Raw genomic sequence first — 17,293 nt, 5'->3', positions numbered from 1 at the left:
CAGAGAGGCTAGCTATGAGTGATGCGCAGGCGCCGGTAAAGCGGCGCGCTCCTGCTAAAGAAGTTAAAAATAGCAAAGAGGGCGATGAGCGCCACGATGCTATCTATCGCTCCGTCAGCGACGCGATTGTTGAGCAGCGCTTAAAGCCCGGCGCCCGGCTGCGCGAGGATGCCCTGGCGGACGTGTTCGGCATTAGCCGCACCGGTATTCGTAAAATCCTGCAACGTTTGGCATTGGAGCAGTTAGTCACGCTAACACCGCGTCGTGGCGCCAGCGTCACCCGACCCACCGCCGACGAAGCCAAAGACGTATTCGATGCCCGCCAGTTAATCGAATGCGGGCTGATGCCCGATGTAGCCCGGCGCATGAGTGAAAAAGAAGCAGCAGAACTGCGCGAAATGGCCCGCCAAGAGCGCCAAGCGCTGCGCAGCGGCCAGCAGAGCGTGGCCATTCGGCTCTCGGCCGATTTTCACGTGCGCCTTGCGCAGCTCTCAGGTAACGCCACCCTGGCAGAGTTTGTCGAACGGCTCTGCTCGCGCTCATCGCTGATACTCGCCGTCTACGGCCATCGCGGCCACCTGGGCTGCGAATCTCACGATCACGACGACCTGATCGGCTACCTGGAAGCAGGCAACGGCGAGCGCGCCAAAGCCTTTATGAGCCGCCACCTAAAAGCTATCGAAGCCTCGCTATCGATGGTCGAAGAGGAAGAGAACGTGCCGGATTTGCAGCAGATATTTGGGGGTTAGGGGGAGTAGTTTGTAGTGTTAGCGCTTTTAACACGGCTTGAGGCTCTTTAGATACGACTTTTAATAGCACTAGAGCGGGGCCGTGAAGCCCTGTGTGGATCGCCGATCCGATGCCTCGGTGCAGGAGGTGGTGCGGGCTTGAGGCTATAATCCCTCGGCTAACCGATTATGCCCGTTGGAGCCAATAACCCGGCTTGCGGCTTTGATGCATTAGCGCCACTACGTGACAGGTAGAAATTGAAGGCTTATAGACGATAGCGTACGGAAATTTTGTCAGCAAAAATCTGCGTGTTTGCTTACCGAATTTCGGCCACGTTTCTGGCAAAGACTTTATCGATTCGAAAGCAGACTCCAGTTCGCTGATGAATCATCCCCCAAACCAACTGCCTGCTGTTCGTACCATGAATAAGCCTCTTGTAGCTCGCCATAAATCTCTGGATGAAAACTCAGCTCAGCCATTATGTGGGACGCTTAATTTGGCCTTTAATTTCTTCCCATGACACCCCTTGAACTTTGCCAGTCTCAAGCTCATCGAGCCGCTGTTCAGCAAGAGAGAGCTAAGCCGCATCCACCCCCTTCATCGTGCTGAGTTTCAAGGCTAGAAATCAGACAGTGGGCAAGCAAAGCTCGATCATTGGCTGAAAGCCTTTTTGTCTCTTGAATGACTTGTTCGAGTCTCATGATCGTGGAACCTCTTCGCCTTAGCAGATTTACTCTTTAATTCTAGCATGCCGGAGACGGGGGGAGAGAAACGGCATAACGCCGCATTCAGCGGCTCGTTCGCTGCAATGCTTTGTTGGAAGCGCTCATTTCATCCATTTCATCTGGATTACTGAGGTACATCTTAACAAGTTGGTATTTATCCAAACCTCTATTGCTAAGACCAATGTCCTCTCGAATAGCCTTGTACAAATGGTCAACGGCTTTCAGAACGTTACCACCTTCAGAAGATATCTTTTGAAAGTTTAGCTGGGCATTTATTACCTTTGGTGAACCCCACAGAACTACGTTCGTTTTGAATCCCACCATAAAATCGACAAGCTCTTGTTGAGTAGGTGGCTTGAGTGAAACACTTTCGTTGCCTTCAGCCATCATGCGGGCCGCTATGTCCAAAAAATCTTTGTATATTTCAACTTTCCTTGCACGATGCGCCTCTTCAATCTCTCGCTTCTTTATCTGAGATTGAGTGTAGAGGGCTCCGCCAACACCAACCAAAACAGTTGCCATTGCACCAACAATGGCTGCAGATACTGACGGGTTGGCACTTTCTAAGAACGTCAGAAGTCGGGCAGCCACAAGCCAAAGGAGATAGATCGACCCGAAAATCAGTGCAAATCCGAACAGGATGCTGACAAACTGCCAAACTTTAGAAGTTTTGCTCATAGCTATCCTTTAGCTTCTAAACGTTTATTCATACGTATGCGCGTTTTCCTGGGAAGCCAAAAACTACCAATAAGCAACAAGTGACTGATATAAAATGAAAATACTCACCTTATCCTGATAAAGGCCAGCAGAAAATTACGTATGCGCTTAAACATATATAATCTTTTTATAACTCATCGTTTTTAATTATTCTAATGTAGTGAAGTACTTTCAGAAAAATGAGCACACATTCCCTAGAGCCTACCAGAAAAAAGCGCACTACAGATCGAAAATAGCTCATTCCGCTGAGTTTTGATACCACGAGATATGTTGCTTGGTAGCGCCAGGGGGAGAATATCGAAAGGTTCCCAACTGGCCGCGGTAGCCCGCGACCCAAAAAAAGCGCCATCGGCAAAACCGATGACGCTTGCATGAGCTTCTAATCAGCTAGTTACGACCCGCTTGTCTACTGCTCAGCATACGCAGGCGCAGCCTTAAACTGCCGCATCAACCCATAGTAGAACAGCCCTCCTAGACCTGCACCAATCAGCCAGCCATAGCCGCCCAAGCTGGATAGCGCAGGCACTAACACGGTAGAGAGCGAGAACAGGGCCGCAACGCCAAAGGCGATAAGCGCGCGGGTGTTCCAGCCGTTTACATAGTAGTAGGCGCTGCCCGGTGCTGATGAGAACAGCTCCTGCATGTTTAGGTGCTGACGCTTAATCAGGTAGTAGTCGACCACGATAATGCCGTAGAAAGGCGCGACGATGGCCCCTAGCGCATTTACAAAGCCGGGCACGCCAATCTGGCTGATAACCGAGAGCCATAGTGCGCCGACAAAGAACGCGATTACTGCGGTAATCAGACCGCCCATCTTGAAGCTGATCTTGCTGGGGAACAGGTTGGCCAGATCGTAAGCGGGTGGAATGAAGTTGGCGACTAGGTTGATGCCGACTGTAGCGGCAAAGAAGGTTAGCGCGGCGATAATGGTTAGCGGCAGTGAATCGACCCGTTCAACGATATCGGCGGGGTTGGTCAGCGCCTCGCCAAACAGCACCAGGGTACCGGCGGTAATAATCAGTGCGATAAACGAGAAGAACGCGACATTGAGCGGCAAGCCTAGCAGGTTGCCCAGCTTCATCTGGCGTTCGGTTTTCACAAAGCGGGTGAAGTCGCCGAAGTTGATCACCACCGCCGCGAAATAGGCCACCATGGTGCCCACAATCGCCATAAAGGCCGCGATCGAACTGCCGCTGGTTTCACTGCCACCGCTAAAAATGGTGCCAATGGCAGGGATCAGTTCACTTCCTGCCTGGTACCAAACAATGATCATCAGCACCAACATCACTACGTAGACCAGCGGGCCAGCCCAGTTCAAGAAGTGTTTAATGCGTTCAATGCCTTGCCAGAAAATTGCGATCTGAAACAGCCATACAATCACAAACGACACCCAGGCCACGCCGGAAAGCCCCAGGAAGGTGCTGCCGCTGCCTGCGCCCACAAAGGCGGTAATGAGTAGGGTGACAGCGGTGGAGGCGAAGTAGGTCTGCACGCCGTACCAAAATATCCCCACGATGGCGCGCAGCATCGCGGGCAGGTTCGCACCGCGTACGCCCATGCTGGCACGCACCATGACGGGGAAAGGAATGCCGTATTTAACGCTGGGCTTACCGGTGAGGTTGACCAGAAACATCACGATCACGCCCGCCAGAATAATCGCCGCCATTACCGCCCAGCCGTTCAGGCCGTAGGTTAAAAACAGTGAGGCAGCGAGTGTGTAACCAAACAGGCTCTGGATATCGTTAGACCAAACGTTAAATATCTCAAAGGCGCCCCAGTTACGATCCTGGGGTTTAAGCGGCGCCAGATCCTCGTTATAGAGCGTGGGATCGATGTGTTTAATATCCAGGTCACTAACGTCGTTACTCTCTTTCATCTTATTAGCTCTTCGGTTGGCAAATGGAGTTACTGACTAAAGCGCTGGCAGGGAGCCCAGTACTTCATCAACAAATAGTAGGTAACACCGGCGGGGATCAGGCTGGCGTACCACGAGATCGCCGAGAAAGAGAGCGCCGCCACAATACCCACCGCTGTGGCGATGAAAGCGGCCAAGTTAATACCCTGATAAGGTCCGTTACCGTCATACAGTTTGTCGATATCCAGCGTGCGACGACGAATCACATAATAATCGACCACCAGAATGGCGAAGATAGGGCCTAGGAAAGCAGAGTAAGTTTGTACAAACAGCTGGAGGCCTGCCGCAGAACCCGGCTGAACCAGTTTCCAGGGGAAAGTGGCGAAGGCCAGCAAGCCAACGATCACCGTGGCGACCGAGAACTTAATCTTGAAGACGTCCATCAACACATAGGTCGGCGGTACCACGTTGTTAAGCACGTTGGTGGTGACCTGGGCAAAGGCGATGAACAGCAGGGTGGTCATTAACAGCGGGGTGTTGTCGACGGCGTTGGCAAACACCTGAATAGGATCGGCGGTGCCAGTAGCCTGGGAGACCATATAGCCGATCAAGCCCATAAACAGCGTGCAGGGCAGAATCGACATGGCGTAGATGGTGGTCAGCAGGCTCTGGGCCGTGCCCTTTTTATGCTCGCGAGAGTAGTCGCTGACGTTGAGCATCATGGTGCTGTAGATGCCCAGGAACAGCATGGTCGCGCCCCAGAACGGCATGCCCCAGGAGCCTTCCATGGTTAGTAGACTGGCGGAAAGCTCATCGCCATAGCGTTGCACCGTGGCGTAAAACATATACACCAGCGAGGCGAGGATAAAGGCACTGCCGATATTCTCTAACCACTTGATGCCCTGAAAGCCCATCACCGACAGGCCGATTTGCAGAAACTGGAAGGTAATGAAGTAGAAGATAAGGTTGTCGAAACCGAACAGGGTAGCCGACACCATATTGAGCGCCCCGGCACCAATCCAGCTTTGAAAGCCGTACCACACAACCGCCGGTACCGCGCGTACCAAGCCCGGTAAGCGCGTGCCCGTAAAACCAAATGCGCTGCGCGCCTGCACCATAAACGGAATGCCGTACTTGTAGCCTGCGGCCCCGTTAATGGCCAGGGCAATCCCGATCACAAAGCAGCCGATGGCAATGGCCAGCGTGGCTTGTAACAGGTTCAGAGTGCCGACCACGTTGGAGCCCATGGCAAAGGTGCCGATGGAAACGCAGCCGCCGAACCATGCCAGAAAGTAGGAGCCGCGCCCCATAATCCGAGTGTGTTGAGGGGCCAGGCTTTCCGCCCCGAGTGCTTTTGATCCAGCATCGGATCGTTCTTCTGACGCAAGAGCCGAGGGTGAAGCGCTCATGATGTCGTCCTCGCAAGATTATCGGTTTTATTGGCAGCTTGGGTACGTTGAGTACCCAAGCAACGCTTGCGGCGTGGCGTGCTAATGGACGTACTGGTTTTTAAAATATAGTTTTCGAAATTCTGTTTAATCTATTGTTATTAAATGCTTTGTAGTCATTTTTATGCTTTTTTCAGCTGTTATGACTTATGCGGTAAATCCAGATTGGAAAGTTCAGAAAACTTACCGGTGAAGGTCTTTGGCCGTGGGTAGGCAAGATCACCATGCTTACTGGTGTAAAGCCCTAAACTGATCAGCGATTCCGCCAGTTTCAGCGCGGCGGTAACACCTTCTACTACCGGCAGGCCCACTTCGTGACTAATCTGTTGGGTCAAGTTGGCCATGCCGCCGCAGCCTAAAACGATGGCGCCAATGCCATCTTCATCCCTCGCGCGGCAGCACTCTTCAACAATGCGCGTAAACGCCGCGTCAGGGTGATGCTCAAGATCCAACACGGGGATTTCAGCGGCGCGTATACGACGGCAGTGGTGACTAAAGCCGTACTGTTGAAGTAGATGCTCGGCGATAATGCCGGTGCGGCCCAGGGTCGTGACGATGGAAAAGCGGGTGCTTACCAGAGTGGCCAGATGAAATGCTGCTTCGGCAATCCCAATTACCGGCGCACGGGTCAGTTCTCGTGCGGCAAGCAAGCCAGGGTCGCCAAAGCAGGCCACTACATAAGCATCGATACCGCCTTCGCGCTCGCCTTTTAGCACTTCCTCGGCCACGCCCACCGCACTGACCACTTCGTCAAAATGGCTCTCGATGGAAACCGGCCCCGCGTCAGGCTGGGAAGCGCTTACGGTAGTGCCAGCGCATGCCTGTTGCTGTGCTGCCTGATGAATAGCAGCGGTCATCGAGGCCGTGGTGTTAGGGTTAATAATTCGTATATGCACGTTAAATAATCCGCATGTAAACAATATAACTTTTCTTGTATACAAAAATAGGGCGGTTTCTAGCCAGACGCAAGGGTCTAGCCGCGAATACACGACGAAAGTGATAGGCTAAAAGTTTGACCAATTGTTCAAGATTCAATGGCTTAACGGTTTTGATAGCGAGAAAGGCTATTGGTGTCAGATGATTAGCGTCCAGCTGCGTTGCGGTACGCTATTAATGTCGCTATTTTGTATACAAATAATTAGTTGCCGCACTGGCATTGCTCATCGAATAGAAGCTAATCAGTGCTGGTCAGAAATATGACTGAAGGAGCTAACCATGTCGTCCTCATCCAAGGTGCATTACCCACGCGATTTGATCGGTTACGGACGCAATCCGCCTCACGCCAATTGGCCCAATAAAGCCAAAATTGCCGTCCAGTTCGTGCTTAATTACGAAGAAGGCGGCGAAAATAGCGTGCTGCATGGCGATACCGGCTCGGAGCAGTTTCTGTCGGAAATCATCGGTGCACCGGCTTATCCAGATCGCCACTTGAGTATGGAGTCGATCTACGAATATGGCTCCCGCGCCGGGGTGTGGCGCATTCTGCGCGAGTTTGAGAAACGCGACCTACCGCTCACCGTGTTTGGCGTTGCCATGGCGCTGGAGCGCAACCCGGATGTGGCTCTGGCCTTTAAAGAGCTGGGCCACGAGATTGCCTGCCACGGCTACCGCTGGATTCACTATCAGGAAGTGCCCGAGCATGTTGAGCGGGAGCATCTACAGCAGGCCATGGAAATTTTTCAGCGTCTTTACGGTGAAAAGCCCGAAGGTTGGTACACCGGCCGCGATAGCCCCAATACCCGGCGGCTAGTACTGGACGAAGGCGGTTTCCTTTACGATAGCGACTACTACGGCGACGACTTGCCTTTTTGGACGCAGGTGACCGATAGTCAGGGCAGTGACCACAACCATCTGATTGTGCCCTACACGTTGGACAGTAACGATATGCGCTTCGCCGCGCCGCAAGGTTTCAACACCGCGGATCACTTCTTTACCTACCTGCGCGATGCCTTTGATGTACTTTACGCAGAAGGGGAGGAGGCGCCCAAAATGCTCTCGGTGGGCATGCACTGTCGTTTGTTGGGGCGCCCGGGGCGTTTTCGCGCGCTGCAGCGCTTTTTGGATTATATCGAAACCCACGACCGCGTTTGGGTGGCCCGCCGGGTCGATATCGCCCGTCACTGGGCGGAACATCACCCGGCAACTCGTTAATAAAGCAGCTTAATAGGATGCCATGACGCCGCATATCGGACAGCGAATTACTGCCCAGTTTGACGCGCTAACTGCTCAAGAGCAGCGGGTGGCGAGCTTTATTCTTGATCATTTTGATGATCTAGCGGTATACAGTGCCGCTGATTTGGCGCGCTTGACCGGGGTATCCAAATCGACGGTCAGCCGCTTGTTCAAGCGCTTGGGGTTCGAGAGCTACCGCACCGTTAAAGACCACGCCCGGCAGCTACGTAACCTGGGCGTGCCTTTGGTGATCGACGCTAACGCCATGCAGGAAGAGGCCGGCGCGCCGTTCCAGCGTCATTTGCAGCGGGAGCAGGATAATCTGCAGCGCTGCTTGAACGGCATTGCGGCGGATCAATTTGCTGCGCTGGTAGAGCGGTTGGATAGCGCGCGTCATGTGGTCGTAATCGGTTTTCGTAACAGCTACCCGCTAGCGCTGCATTTTCGCCAGCAGTTGATTCAGGCGCGCACCCAGGTGCGGGTGGTTCCTCACCCAAACCAATCGTTAGCGGAAGAGATCGTCGATCTGACCGAGCAGGATGTGGTGGTGCTGTTTGGTTTTCGCCGCCGTCCAGCGGCCTTTGCTTCGCTAATCGATGCACTTGAGCGCTCACCTGCCAAGGTAGCCTTACTGGCTGACCCCACCGCGGTCAATTTCGCCTCACAGGTAACGTGGTTTTTTGAAACGCCGCTGGAAAGCCTCTCCGCCTTCGATAGCTACGCCGCTGCCAATAGCCTGATCTGCCTGATTGCCAACGGCGTTCTGCATCGTCGTCTTGCAGAAGGTCGAGAGCGCATCAGCGCCATCAGCGATGTTTACGCTGAGCTTAGTGAGTTGGAAGCGCCCACCATGAGCGTGGATTGGAGCGCTCAGTAGCTGGAGTCTCTTCATGGTGCACCTCAGCGTATTGGCCGCTGAAAACTGCACCAACTCGTTGCATCACTCTCCTTTTATCCCTTCTTTTCAATGCGTCAGTCACTGCATTTTGGTTCTTGATGCTCTCTAAGCTGCTGTTCTGAAAAACGTTAGCCACTTCTGGTATCGCTGTTGCTATTAGCTGGTCAAGTGAAACGAAAGTTTCTTTGTTAGAAATAATGCAACAAAGCTTTCATTCGCTTTGCTTCCATCGCCAAGACCACCACTGCTAATTATTCAGCGATGCGTCTCTAGCAAAACCCAGATTTTGCAGAGCATGCGCCTGCCAGGAGATCTTTATGAAATCGCTATCCCACCGCTTCAATCACTCTTTTTCGAGCCGCTTTAAGCGCTTGCAGTCCGGCATTTTAGCTACAGGGTTGAGTGCCGCTGTTGTCCTCGGCGCTATTACTACTAGCCCAAATGTTCAGGCGGATGCGCTAGAAGATATCGAATCACGCGGCACTATCCGGGTGGCTGTCCCGCAAGACTTCCCGCCGTTTGGCTCGGTAGGCACCGACCTGCAGCCTCGGGGCTACGATATTGATATGGCCCAATACCTCGCTGACGAAATGGGCGTGGAGCTGGAAATTATCCCCGTCACCAGCGCTAACCGTATTCCCTATTTGCAGACCGGCCAGGCGGATCTGGTGATCTCCAGCCTGGGTAAAAATCCTGAGCGCGAAGCGGCGATTGATTTTTCTGATGCCTACGCACCGTTCTTCCTAGGCGTGTTCAGCGCTGATGAAGATGAAAGCGTGGAAGGCCCAGAAGGCTTGGCCGATAAAACCGTCGGGGTAACCCGCGGCGCCGTGGAAGATATGGAGCTTTCCAATATTGCCCCGGACTCCACGACGGTGCAGCGCTTTGAAGATAACGCCACTACCATTTCTGCGTTTCTTTCCGGCCAGGTCGATTACGTCGCCACCGGTAACGTCGTCGCCGCTGAGATTGCCGAGCGAAACAGTGACCGTGCGCCCTCGCTGATTTATCAGCTCAAAGATTCACCCTGCTATGTAGGAATGAATAAAAATGAGCCTGCGTTGATGGAAGAAGTGAATCGCCTGATCGCCCAGGGCCTGGAAGATGGCACCTTGAATGAGCTGTCCCAGCGTTGGTTCAGTGCCGACCTACCTGAAAACTTCGGTAGCTGAGGGGCGACATGGGGCCAACACTCGATTTTCTTACCCTGTTGCCCTACGTCAGTGAGCTTCTCAAAGGATTTACCACCACGGTCATTTTGACCGTGGTGACGACCTTAACGGGATTGTCGCTGGCAGTGGCGGTAGCATATTTACGCGTGAATGCGCAGCCATGGGTGCGCTGGGGGCTAGGCGGCTACGTCGAAGTCACCCGCAACACACCCTTCATTGTGCAACTGTTCTTTATCTTCTTCGGGCTACCGGGGCTCGGCATCAAAATTGATGCCATTACTGCAGCGTTTATTGCCATGACGCTCAACCTGGCCGCTTACAGCGCCGAGATTCTACGTGCCGGTATCAGCGCCACGGCGAAAGGGCAGTTGGAAGCCGGGCGGGCATTGGGTATGACCACGCTGCAAAGTTATCGCCATGTGGTGTTAGTGCCTGCTTTTGCGCGCGTTTACCCCGCGCTCATTAGTCAGTCGATCATCGTGATGCTGGGGTCGGCGGTGGTGTCGCAGATTTCGGTTTTCGATCTGACCTATGCCGCCAACTTTATCCAGTCACGCAACTTCCGCAGCTTTGAAGTCTACCTGCTGATTACGCTGGTCTATTTGCTCCTCGCCTTCGGTATGCGGCGCAGCTTTATGCTGGTGGGTAAGCGCGTATTCGCCTATCAGCAAGGAGAGCAACGATGATTGAGTTCACCTTATGGGACATTTTACGCAACCTGCTGCTGGCAACCCGCTGGACGATTGTGCTGTCGCTGATTGCCTTTGTGGGCGGTGCGACGGTGGGGTTGCTGTTGACCTTTATGCGTCTCTCCAGCAACCGCTGGCTGCAGCGCTTAACGTCTCTTTATGTCGACCTGTTCCAAGGCACGCCGCTATTGATGCAGCTGTTCTTGATCTTCTTCGGCGCCGCCGCCATGGGGCGCCCTATCTCTGCCTGGCTGGCGGCTTCCATCGCACTAACGCTGTTCACCAGTGCTTTCCTATGTGACATCTGGCGCGGCTGTTTAGAGGCGGTGGCCAAAGGGCAGTGGCACGCATCGCGGGTGTTAGGGATGAACTACTTCCAGACCATGCGCCATGTGATTTTGCCTCAGGCGCTGCGGCTTTCGATTCCGCCCACGGTGGGGTTCTCGGTGCAGGTCATCAAAGGCACGGCTCTGGCCTCTATCATTGGCTTTGTCGAGCTGACCAAGGCGGGCACCATGCTTAATAACGCCACCTTCGAACCCTTCACCATCTTCGCCCTTGTGGCTCTGCTTTACTTCGCGCTGTGCTACCCACTTTCCTGCTACGCGCGCTATCTGGAGAAAAAGCTCTATGACGCTGGTTTACGTTGATAACGTTCATAAAGCCTTTGGCGACCTGGAAGTGCTTAAAGGTATTAACCTTTCGGTTGCGCAAGGCGAAGTGGTGGCGATTATTGGTCGCAGCGGCTCGGGTAAAAGCACCCTGCTGCGTTGTCTGAATCAGCTGGAAAAACATGACAGCGGCCAGATTACCATTGCCGATAAGCAGCTGGATGCGGCGTCAATGTCGCCCAAAGAGCTGAGTGAAAACGTCGGCATGGTCTTCCAAAGCTTTAACCTGTTTCCCCATAAAACCGTGGGTGAAAACGTCTGCTTGGCGCCGCTGGTAGTGCGTGGTGAAGAGAAGGCTGACGTCGATAAAATTGCCCGCGAAGTGCTTGAGAAAGTCGGCCTCTCAGACAAATACGATGCTTACCCGGCGCAGCTCTCTGGTGGGCAGCAGCAGCGGGTCGCCATCGCTCGGGCGCTGGCCATGCGCCCTAAAGTGATGCTGTGCGATGAGGTGACTTCAGCGCTCGACCCAGAACTGGTCGGAGAAGTGCTGCGCGTACTGGAAGCGCTGGCGGCCGAGGGCATGACGCTCATTCTGGTCACCCACGAGATGAGCTTTGCCCGTGATGTGGCCGACCGCGTGGTGTTTATGCACCAGGGGCGCATCCACGAAGAGGGCGCCCCCAGCGAACTGTTCAGCAACCCACAAACGCCTGAGTTGAAGCAGTTTATTTCAGCAGTGCTCTAGTCGATCCACTTCTAGCCGGTCCACTGCGTTGCCTGGGCGAAAATAAGAAAGCCCAGGGCAATCACGATCCAGACGCAAAAAAGTGGGAAGAAGAATTTGACCCACTTTTGCCACGGCACGCCCGCCAGCGCCAGGGTCGCCATGAAGTAGCCCGAGGTTGGGTAGAAGATATTGCCGATGCCATCACCCAGCTGGAAAGCCAGCACCGACGTTTGACGAGTAACGCCGATAATGTCGGAAAGCGGGGCCATCAGCGGCATCGTCACCAGGGCCTGGCCACTGCCGGAAGGGACGATGAAGTTAAAACCTAGCTGAGCGAAGAACATGCCAATTGCCGAAAGCAGGGTGGGTAAGCCACCGACGAGGTTGCCGAGCCCGAACACCAGCGTGTCCATGATCTGGCCATCTTCCAGCATCACGGCAACGCCCCTTGCGACGCCGGCGATCATGGCCCCGACCAATACGTCGCGGAAGCCCTGGTTGAAGCCTGAACATATTTCGTCGGTATCGAGGCCCGCAATAAGGCCCACTACGATGCCCATGATGATAAACAGGCCCGCCATTTCCATCATGAACCAGCCTTGCTGCAGTACGCCATAAACGAGTACCGCGAAGAAAGCGAAGGTGGCGATGGCCGCCAGCTTCTGGCGAGCAGTGGCGATTAAGGCTGAGCTATTGTCAGCATGCTGATAAAGCGAGCGCTTTTCAGACTCGGTGGCGTCGCTGCTCATCAGGCTAAGAGCCGGTGTCTGGCGCACACTGCGGGCGTAGCGCATAACGAAGAAAATGGCCGCGGCCAGCATTACTACAAACGCCATGATGCGCAGGCCATAACCGGAATAGAGAGGCAGATCTGAGAGTTGCTGGCCTAGCCCCGTATTGATGGGGTTGAGCACGCCCGTTGTGAATCCAACCGTGGTGGCGCAGAGGGCCACCGCCGCGGCGGTGACGGAATCAAAGCGCAAGGCAATCATCAACGGCAAGATGACCGGCACATAGACCAGGGCTAACTCTTGGGTGCCGATAACGGTTGCGATGAGGGCAAACACCGTCATCAGCACGGGGATAGTGAGCAGGCTCTTTTGCGCAAAGCGGCGCGTTAACTTATCCACACCTATTTCAATAATGCCGGTGCGCCTTAGCACCATGAACATACCGCCGATCATAAAGGTAAAAAAGACGACTTCCCCGGCACTCATCAAGCCATTCGGGATCGCCAGCATGAAATCGACGAGACCAACCGGGGAAGAAGCGATCTGCTCATAAGTGGTGGGGTCAATAGTGATTCGTCCGTTCGGGCCCGGAACACGCTCGAACTGCCCGGCAGGTACAAAATGCGTTGCTATCGCGGCCAGGCCGATAAATATGAACAGCACCACGTAAATATCCGGGATTCTGCACCAGCTTTTTTTCGGCGCTCGGCTATCCGGCGAAGAGGGAGTTTGTTGGGTCATGCTATGCCTCGCGTTTGTTATAAGTAGCCGACCTGAGCAACGGTGAGCGGACGTCATGCCGCGTTGAGGTTGCTGTTTTGGACATGCTCGTATGATCTTGGAATTATGAAACGAAAGTTTCTAAAGAAATTACTATTGGGAGGAGTGTTTCACAAGGTCTTTGCTAAAGATTGCTTTATTGTGCTTCGCTAATCTTGTATACAAGACATATATCGCCTGTTTTTACTACGTTATATAGGTTAAAAAATGCCAGCTAACTACTACGCCCCTACCGGCGGGCACCCGCCGCAAACCCAAATAACCGCTGACCGTGCGGTATTCACTGAAGCATACGCGCTGATTCCTAAAGGGGTGATGCGCGATATCGTCACCAGCAACCTACCGTTTTGGGAAAGCACCCGGTTGTGGGTGCTGGCGCGGCCGCTGTCGGGGTTTGCCGAGACGTTCTCCCAGTACATTATGGAAGTCCAGCCCCAGGGTGGTAGTGATAAGCCCGAGCCAGACCCCCAGGCGGAAGGCGTGCTGTTTATTGTGGAAGGTGAGTTAACGCTTACTTTGTCAGGCGAGCACCACGTTATGCAGCCCGGCGGCTATGCGTTTATTCCCCCTGGTAGTAACTGGCAGGTGCGAAACGAATCTAACGCGCCGGTGCGTTTCCACTGGGTACGCAAGGCGTACGAGTTTGTGGAAGGGCTTGAGGTGCCAAAGGCGTTTGTCACCAATGAGCAGGATATTGCGCCGATCGAGATGCCGGGCACCGAAGGGCGCTGGGCTACCACGCGTTTTGTCGACCCGGCGGACGTTCGCCACGATATGCACGTCAATATCGTGACCTTTCAGCCCGGCGGCGTGATCCCCTTTGATGAAACCCATGTCATGGAGCACGGCCTGTACGTGCTTGAAGGCAAGGCCGTTTATCACCTGAATCAAAATTGGGTCGAGGTGGAAGCGGGGGACTTTATGTGGCTACGCGCCTTCTGCCCCCAGGCTTGCTACGCCGCTGGCCCAGGGCCGTTCCGTTATTTGTTGTATAAAGATGTTAATCGTCATGCTTCTCTTCGCCTAAATGCACGATAAAAAGGCGAGGGCAGGCCGAAGAGGAGGTCCTACGCCAAGGATGGCGTCGGTAGCGCCCACGGATGGGTTCACAGCGCCTCCTCGTAGGCCTACCCTCGACTGAGATATATCTCAAGGGCAGCTTTCAAGGATAACTCTATGCTAGAACTAAAAGCCGAGCCGCTAACGGCTGAAGCCTTCTCTCCTTTTGGCGATGTGATGGATGCGCGTACTTCCGCGTCGTTTCCTATTAACGCCGGGCGCACCCAGCGTCACCATGATCTGGCTAAGGTAGAAACCTTGGGCGATAACGCCCGCACGCTGATTAATATCTTCGTGAGCCAGCCGATTACACTACCGCTGGAGCTAACGTTTCTAGAGCGTCACCCCCAGGGCAGCCAAGCGTTTATGCCGCTGCATCAGGAACGTTTTATCGTTGTAGTGGCGCCGCCCGGGGAACATATCAATCCTGACGAAGTGCGTGCTTTTGTGACCGATGGCCGCCAAGGCGTGAATTACTGTGCAGGCACTTGGCACGCCATCCAGTCAGTGCTAGAACGTGAGGGCGAGTTCTTGGTGGTGGATCGGGGCGGCGATGGCAATAACTGCGATGAGTTTCCCCTGGCAATGACCGTTATGTTGGAATAATACGTACATTTCGTGTTGCAGGGCTGTCATATAGAACGCGTTAAACTGATAAGCTAGTGTTATTAAACAAAGTCACTACACGCTCATTAGCATGGTTGGAATATTATGAACGCACTGCACTTCTCTACGATCCGTCGTACCAAAATTGTCGCCACCCTTGGGCCTGCCAGCGACCGTGAAGGCGTATTGGAGGCCATGCTCAAGGCGGGTGTTGATGTGGTGCGTCTTAATTTCTCTCACGGTACCGCCGATGATCACCGCCGCCGGTTAACCGAGGTGCGTGAAATTGCCGCCAAACTGGGCCGCAGCGTAGCGGCTCTAGGCGACCTCCAAGGCCCCAAGATCCGCATTGCACGGTTTAGAGATGGCTCCGTAGTGCTTAAAGAAGGCCAGCCGTTCATTCTCGATATGGAACTCGACGGCGATGCCGGTGATATCCACCAAGTGGGTTGTGACTATAAAACCTTGTCACAAGATGTGGTCGCCGGTGACCGCCTGCTGCTAGATGACGGACGTTTGGTGCTGGATGTGGCTCGCGTTGAAGGACAACAGGTTCATACCACCGTGGTTGTGGGCGGCAAGCTCTCCAACCATAAAGGCATCAACAAGCAGGGCGGCGGCCTCTCCGCCCCGGCGTTGACCGAGAAAGACAAGGAAGACCTCAAAACCGCTGTTGATATTGGCGTCGACTATCTAGCCATTTCCTTCCCTCGTCATGCCGAAGACATGCTGGAAGCACGCCGTTTACTGGGCGAAGCGGGTAAGGAAATTGGCCTAGTCGCCAAGGTCGAGCGCGCTGAAGCGGTCGCTGATGACGCCACCCTGGACGGCATTATCGAAGCGTCTGAAGCAGTCATGGTGGCGCGCGGCGATCTAGGTGTGGAAATTGGCGATGCTAAGCTGGTGGGCGTTCAGAAACGCATGATCAAGCGCGCCCGCTCGCTCAACCGTGCTGTCATTACTGCCACACAGATGATGGAAAGCATGATTTCAGCGCCGCTACCTACGCGTGCCGAAGTCTTTGACGTCGCTAACGCGGTATTGGATGGCAGCGATGCGGTCATGCTCTCAGCGGAAACCGCCGCGGGTGACTATCCCTTGGAAACCGTCGAAGCGATGTCGCGTGTTTGCCTGGGCGCTGAGCGGGAGAAATCTGCCCAGGAATCCGGCCACCGCATTCATGAAGGCTTTACCCGCCCAGACGAAACCATTGCGCTTTCCGCTATGTACGCGGCCAACCACATGACCGGCGTCACAGCCATTGCCTGCATGACCTCATCTGGCTATACGCCATTGATCGCGTCGCGCATTCGTTCCGGCCTGCCGATTGTTGGCTTGGCGCATAACCCCATCGCTCAGCGCCGCATGGCACTCTACCGTGGGGTCGTTTCGCTGCCGTTCGATACCTCTGATATGACACCCACCGAGCTAAACGACCGTGCGCTGGAACTGCTGGTGAAGACCGGTATCTCCAAGGCAGGGGATCACGTGATCCTTACCCGCGGCGACCATATGAACGCTCATGGCGGTACCAATACCATGAAGGTGATGGAGATTACCGATCAGCATGCTGAGCCTAGCAACAGCTAATGTAGCTCGCGGGCTGCTGCTGGTCTGCTTGCTATTAACAGGTTCCCCCGCAGCAGCGGGGGGACCTCCTATTGTGGCGGCGGCCTCTGATCTGCAGTTTGCGCTGACGGAGGCCGCGGAGCAGTTTCAACAAGAAACAGGCCACGCGCTGCGGCTAAACTTTGGTTCGTCGGGCAACTTCCGTCGCCAAATCGCCCAAGGCGCACCTTTCGAACTGTATCTTTCTGCTGATGAGCGTTATGTTCAGGCGCTTTATAAAGAGGGCCACACCCAAGACGAGGGCGTTATTTACGCCATTGGTCGGTTAGTGTGGCTGCAGCGCGCCGGGCGCGGTGATTTGCCCAGTGCTGATGCGCCGCTTACTGGGGTAGAGGCCGCGCTGGAAGCACAAGGAACTACGGAACGTATCGCCCTGGCGAATCCTGAGCACGCGCCTTATGGCGTGGCGGCGCAGCAGGCGCTTGAGCACGCTGGGCTTTGGCAGCAAACCGAGCCGCTGCGAGTGCTGGGCGAAAATGTCTCACAAGCGGCGCAGTTTGCGCTTTCCGACGATGCGCGCGGTGGTCTGGTGGCTTATTCCTTGGCCTTAGCGCCTGCGCTTAGTGAGCGAAGTGAGTACGCACTCATCCCTGAGGGCTGGCATAGCTCGCTTCGACAACGCATGGTGTTGACTAATCAGGCGGGAGAAGTGGCCAGTAATTTTTATCACTGGTTACAGCAAGACGAAGGGCAATCCATCTTGCGCCGCTACGGTTTTAGCGTTGAATAATGGATGGCTCTT

At 54.4% G+C, this 17,293-nt stretch carries 16 protein-coding genes and 1 pseudogene; 11 read left to right on the top strand and 6 right to left on the bottom strand.

Annotated features, from left to right (window positions below; all coding sequences use genetic code 11):
• Positions 1-14: 14 nt before the first annotated feature.
• Positions 15-749: a GntR family transcriptional regulator gene (locus CXF87_RS17165; protein WP_101147511.1), complete on the top strand. Its 735-nt coding sequence runs from the start codon at positions 15-17 to the stop codon at positions 747-749.
• A 458-nt stretch (positions 750-1,207) separates the two neighbouring features.
• On the opposite strand, the pseudogene CXF87_RS22450 reads toward CXF87_RS17165, so the two are convergent.
• From CXF87_RS22450 to CXF87_RS17135, 5 genes and pseudogenes are all read right to left on the bottom strand, one after another.
• A pseudogene (locus CXF87_RS22450) lies at positions 1,208-1,294 on the bottom strand (addiction module protein); the annotation flags it as partial.
• 223 nt (positions 1,295-1,517) lie between these two features.
• The gene (locus CXF87_RS17150) at positions 1,518-2,132 is read right to left on the bottom strand and encodes a hypothetical protein (protein WP_198556127.1); all 615 of its coding nucleotides are present in this window, start codon (positions 2,130-2,132) and stop codon (positions 1,518-1,520) included.
• Between the two features lie 445 nt (positions 2,133-2,577).
• Positions 2,578-4,047 carry an NCS1 family nucleobase:cation symporter-1 gene (locus CXF87_RS17145; RefSeq protein ID WP_101147510.1) on the bottom strand — a complete coding sequence of 490 codons (1,470 nt, stop codon included), beginning with the start codon at positions 4,045-4,047 and terminating at the stop codon, positions 2,578-2,580.
• Positions 4,048-4,076: 29 nt separating this feature from the next.
• Positions 4,077-5,435 carry an NCS1 family transporter gene (locus CXF87_RS17140; RefSeq protein WP_101147509.1) on the bottom strand — a complete coding sequence of 453 codons (1,359 nt, stop codon included), beginning with the start codon at positions 5,433-5,435 and terminating at the stop codon, positions 4,077-4,079.
• A 179-nt stretch (positions 5,436-5,614) separates the two neighbouring features.
• Positions 5,615-6,370 carry an aspartate/glutamate racemase family protein gene (locus CXF87_RS17135; RefSeq protein ID WP_101147508.1) on the bottom strand — a complete coding sequence of 252 codons (756 nt, stop codon included), beginning with the start codon at positions 6,368-6,370 and terminating at the stop codon, positions 5,615-5,617.
• Between the two features lie 319 nt (positions 6,371-6,689).
• On the opposite strand from CXF87_RS17135, the gene puuE reads away from it, so the two are divergent.
• The 6 genes from puuE (at position 6,690) to CXF87_RS17105 (ending at position 11,764) form a co-directional block, all read left to right on the top strand.
• On the top strand, positions 6,690-7,625 hold the full coding sequence (gene puuE, locus CXF87_RS17130; RefSeq protein WP_101147507.1) for an allantoinase PuuE: 936 nt from the start codon (positions 6,690-6,692) through the stop codon (positions 7,623-7,625).
• A 22-nt stretch (positions 7,626-7,647) separates the two neighbouring features.
• On the top strand, positions 7,648-8,523 hold the full coding sequence (locus CXF87_RS17125; RefSeq protein ID WP_101147506.1) for a MurR/RpiR family transcriptional regulator: 876 nt from the start codon (positions 7,648-7,650) through the stop codon (positions 8,521-8,523).
• Between the two features lie 338 nt (positions 8,524-8,861).
• Complete coding sequence (locus CXF87_RS17120; protein ID WP_198556126.1) at positions 8,862-9,716, top strand: transporter substrate-binding domain-containing protein; 855 nt, start codon at positions 8,862-8,864, stop codon at positions 9,714-9,716.
• 8 nt (positions 9,717-9,724) lie between these two features.
• Positions 9,725-10,402, top strand: a complete 678-nt coding sequence (locus CXF87_RS17115; RefSeq protein ID WP_101147505.1) for an amino acid ABC transporter permease — start codon at positions 9,725-9,727, stop codon at positions 10,400-10,402.
• Positions 10,399-11,055, top strand: coding sequence for an amino acid ABC transporter permease (locus CXF87_RS17110; RefSeq protein ID WP_101147504.1), 657 nt, complete (start codon positions 10,399-10,401; stop codon positions 11,053-11,055). The genes CXF87_RS17115 and CXF87_RS17110 overlap by 4 nt, the downstream gene beginning before the upstream one ends.
• Positions 11,036-11,764 (top strand): amino acid ABC transporter ATP-binding protein, encoded by a 729-nt coding sequence (locus tag CXF87_RS17105; protein ID WP_101147503.1) that lies wholly within the window; start codon positions 11,036-11,038, stop codon positions 11,762-11,764. Before CXF87_RS17110 ends, CXF87_RS17105 begins: the two co-directional genes overlap by 20 nt.
• An 11-nt stretch (positions 11,765-11,775) precedes the next feature.
• Here CXF87_RS17105 and CXF87_RS17100 read toward each other — a convergent pair whose 3' ends face one another.
• Entirely contained in the window at positions 11,776-13,218 is a 1,443-nt protein-coding gene (locus CXF87_RS17100) for a YfcC family protein (RefSeq protein WP_101147502.1), read from the bottom strand.
• A gap of 246 nt (positions 13,219-13,464) precedes the next feature.
• Between CXF87_RS17100 and CXF87_RS17095 the strand changes: the two genes are divergently transcribed.
• From CXF87_RS17095 to modA, 4 genes are all read left to right on the top strand, one after another.
• Entirely contained in the window at positions 13,465-14,295 is an 831-nt protein-coding gene (locus tag CXF87_RS17095; protein WP_101147501.1) for a bifunctional allantoicase/(S)-ureidoglycine aminohydrolase, read from the top strand.
• Between the two features lie 138 nt (positions 14,296-14,433).
• Complete coding sequence (locus tag CXF87_RS17090; protein WP_101147500.1) at positions 14,434-14,922, top strand: ureidoglycolate lyase; 489 nt, start codon at positions 14,434-14,436, stop codon at positions 14,920-14,922.
• A 105-nt stretch (positions 14,923-15,027) separates the two neighbouring features.
• Entirely contained in the window at positions 15,028-16,512 is a 1,485-nt protein-coding gene (gene pyk, locus CXF87_RS17085; protein WP_101147499.1) for a pyruvate kinase, read from the top strand.
• Entirely contained in the window at positions 16,490-17,281 is a 792-nt protein-coding gene (gene modA / locus CXF87_RS17080; RefSeq protein WP_101147498.1) for a molybdate ABC transporter substrate-binding protein, read from the top strand. The genes pyk and modA overlap by 23 nt, the downstream gene beginning before the upstream one ends.
• Positions 17,282-17,293 lie beyond the last annotated feature (12 nt).

It is taken from the genome of Halomonas sp. MES3-P3E, assembly GCF_002836035.1.
GTDB classification, from domain to species: domain Bacteria; phylum Pseudomonadota; class Gammaproteobacteria; order Pseudomonadales; family Halomonadaceae; genus Vreelandella; species Vreelandella arctica.
This window is presented reverse-complemented; position numbering and strand designations above follow the sequence as displayed.

Excerpts from the sequence above, each read along its gene's own strand:
- CXF87_RS17165 (WP_101147511.1), top strand. The coding sequence starts at position 15 with ATGAGTGATGCGCAGGCGCCGGTAAAGCGGCGCGCTCCTGCTAAAGAA.
- CXF87_RS17150 (WP_198556127.1), bottom strand. The coding sequence starts at position 2,132 with ATGAGCAAAACTTCTAAAGTTTGGCAGTTTGTCAGCATCCTGTTCGGA.
- CXF87_RS17145 (WP_101147510.1), bottom strand. The coding sequence starts at position 4,047 with ATGAAAGAGAGTAACGACGTTAGTGACCTGGATATTAAACACATCGAT.
- CXF87_RS17140 (WP_101147509.1), bottom strand. The coding sequence starts at position 5,435 with ATGAGCGCTTCACCCTCGGCTCTTGCGTCAGAAGAACGATCCGATGCT.
- puuE (WP_101147507.1), top strand. The coding sequence starts at position 6,690 with ATGTCGTCCTCATCCAAGGTGCATTACCCACGCGATTTGATCGGTTAC.
- CXF87_RS17125 (WP_101147506.1), top strand. The coding sequence starts at position 7,648 with ATGACGCCGCATATCGGACAGCGAATTACTGCCCAGTTTGACGCGCTA.
- CXF87_RS17120 (WP_198556126.1), top strand. The coding sequence starts at position 8,862 with ATGAAATCGCTATCCCACCGCTTCAATCACTCTTTTTCGAGCCGCTTT.
- CXF87_RS17115 (WP_101147505.1), top strand. The coding sequence starts at position 9,725 with ATGGGGCCAACACTCGATTTTCTTACCCTGTTGCCCTACGTCAGTGAG.
- CXF87_RS17110 (WP_101147504.1), top strand. The coding sequence starts at position 10,399 with ATGATTGAGTTCACCTTATGGGACATTTTACGCAACCTGCTGCTGGCA.
- CXF87_RS17105 (WP_101147503.1), top strand. The coding sequence starts at position 11,036 with ATGACGCTGGTTTACGTTGATAACGTTCATAAAGCCTTTGGCGACCTG.
- CXF87_RS17100 (WP_101147502.1), bottom strand. The coding sequence starts at position 13,218 with ATGACCCAACAAACTCCCTCTTCGCCGGATAGCCGAGCGCCGAAAAAA.
- CXF87_RS17095 (WP_101147501.1), top strand. The coding sequence starts at position 13,465 with ATGCCAGCTAACTACTACGCCCCTACCGGCGGGCACCCGCCGCAAACC.
- CXF87_RS17090 (WP_101147500.1), top strand. The coding sequence starts at position 14,434 with ATGCTAGAACTAAAAGCCGAGCCGCTAACGGCTGAAGCCTTCTCTCCT.
- pyk (WP_101147499.1), top strand. The coding sequence starts at position 15,028 with ATGAACGCACTGCACTTCTCTACGATCCGTCGTACCAAAATTGTCGCC.
- modA (WP_101147498.1), top strand. The coding sequence starts at position 16,490 with ATGCTGAGCCTAGCAACAGCTAATGTAGCTCGCGGGCTGCTGCTGGTC.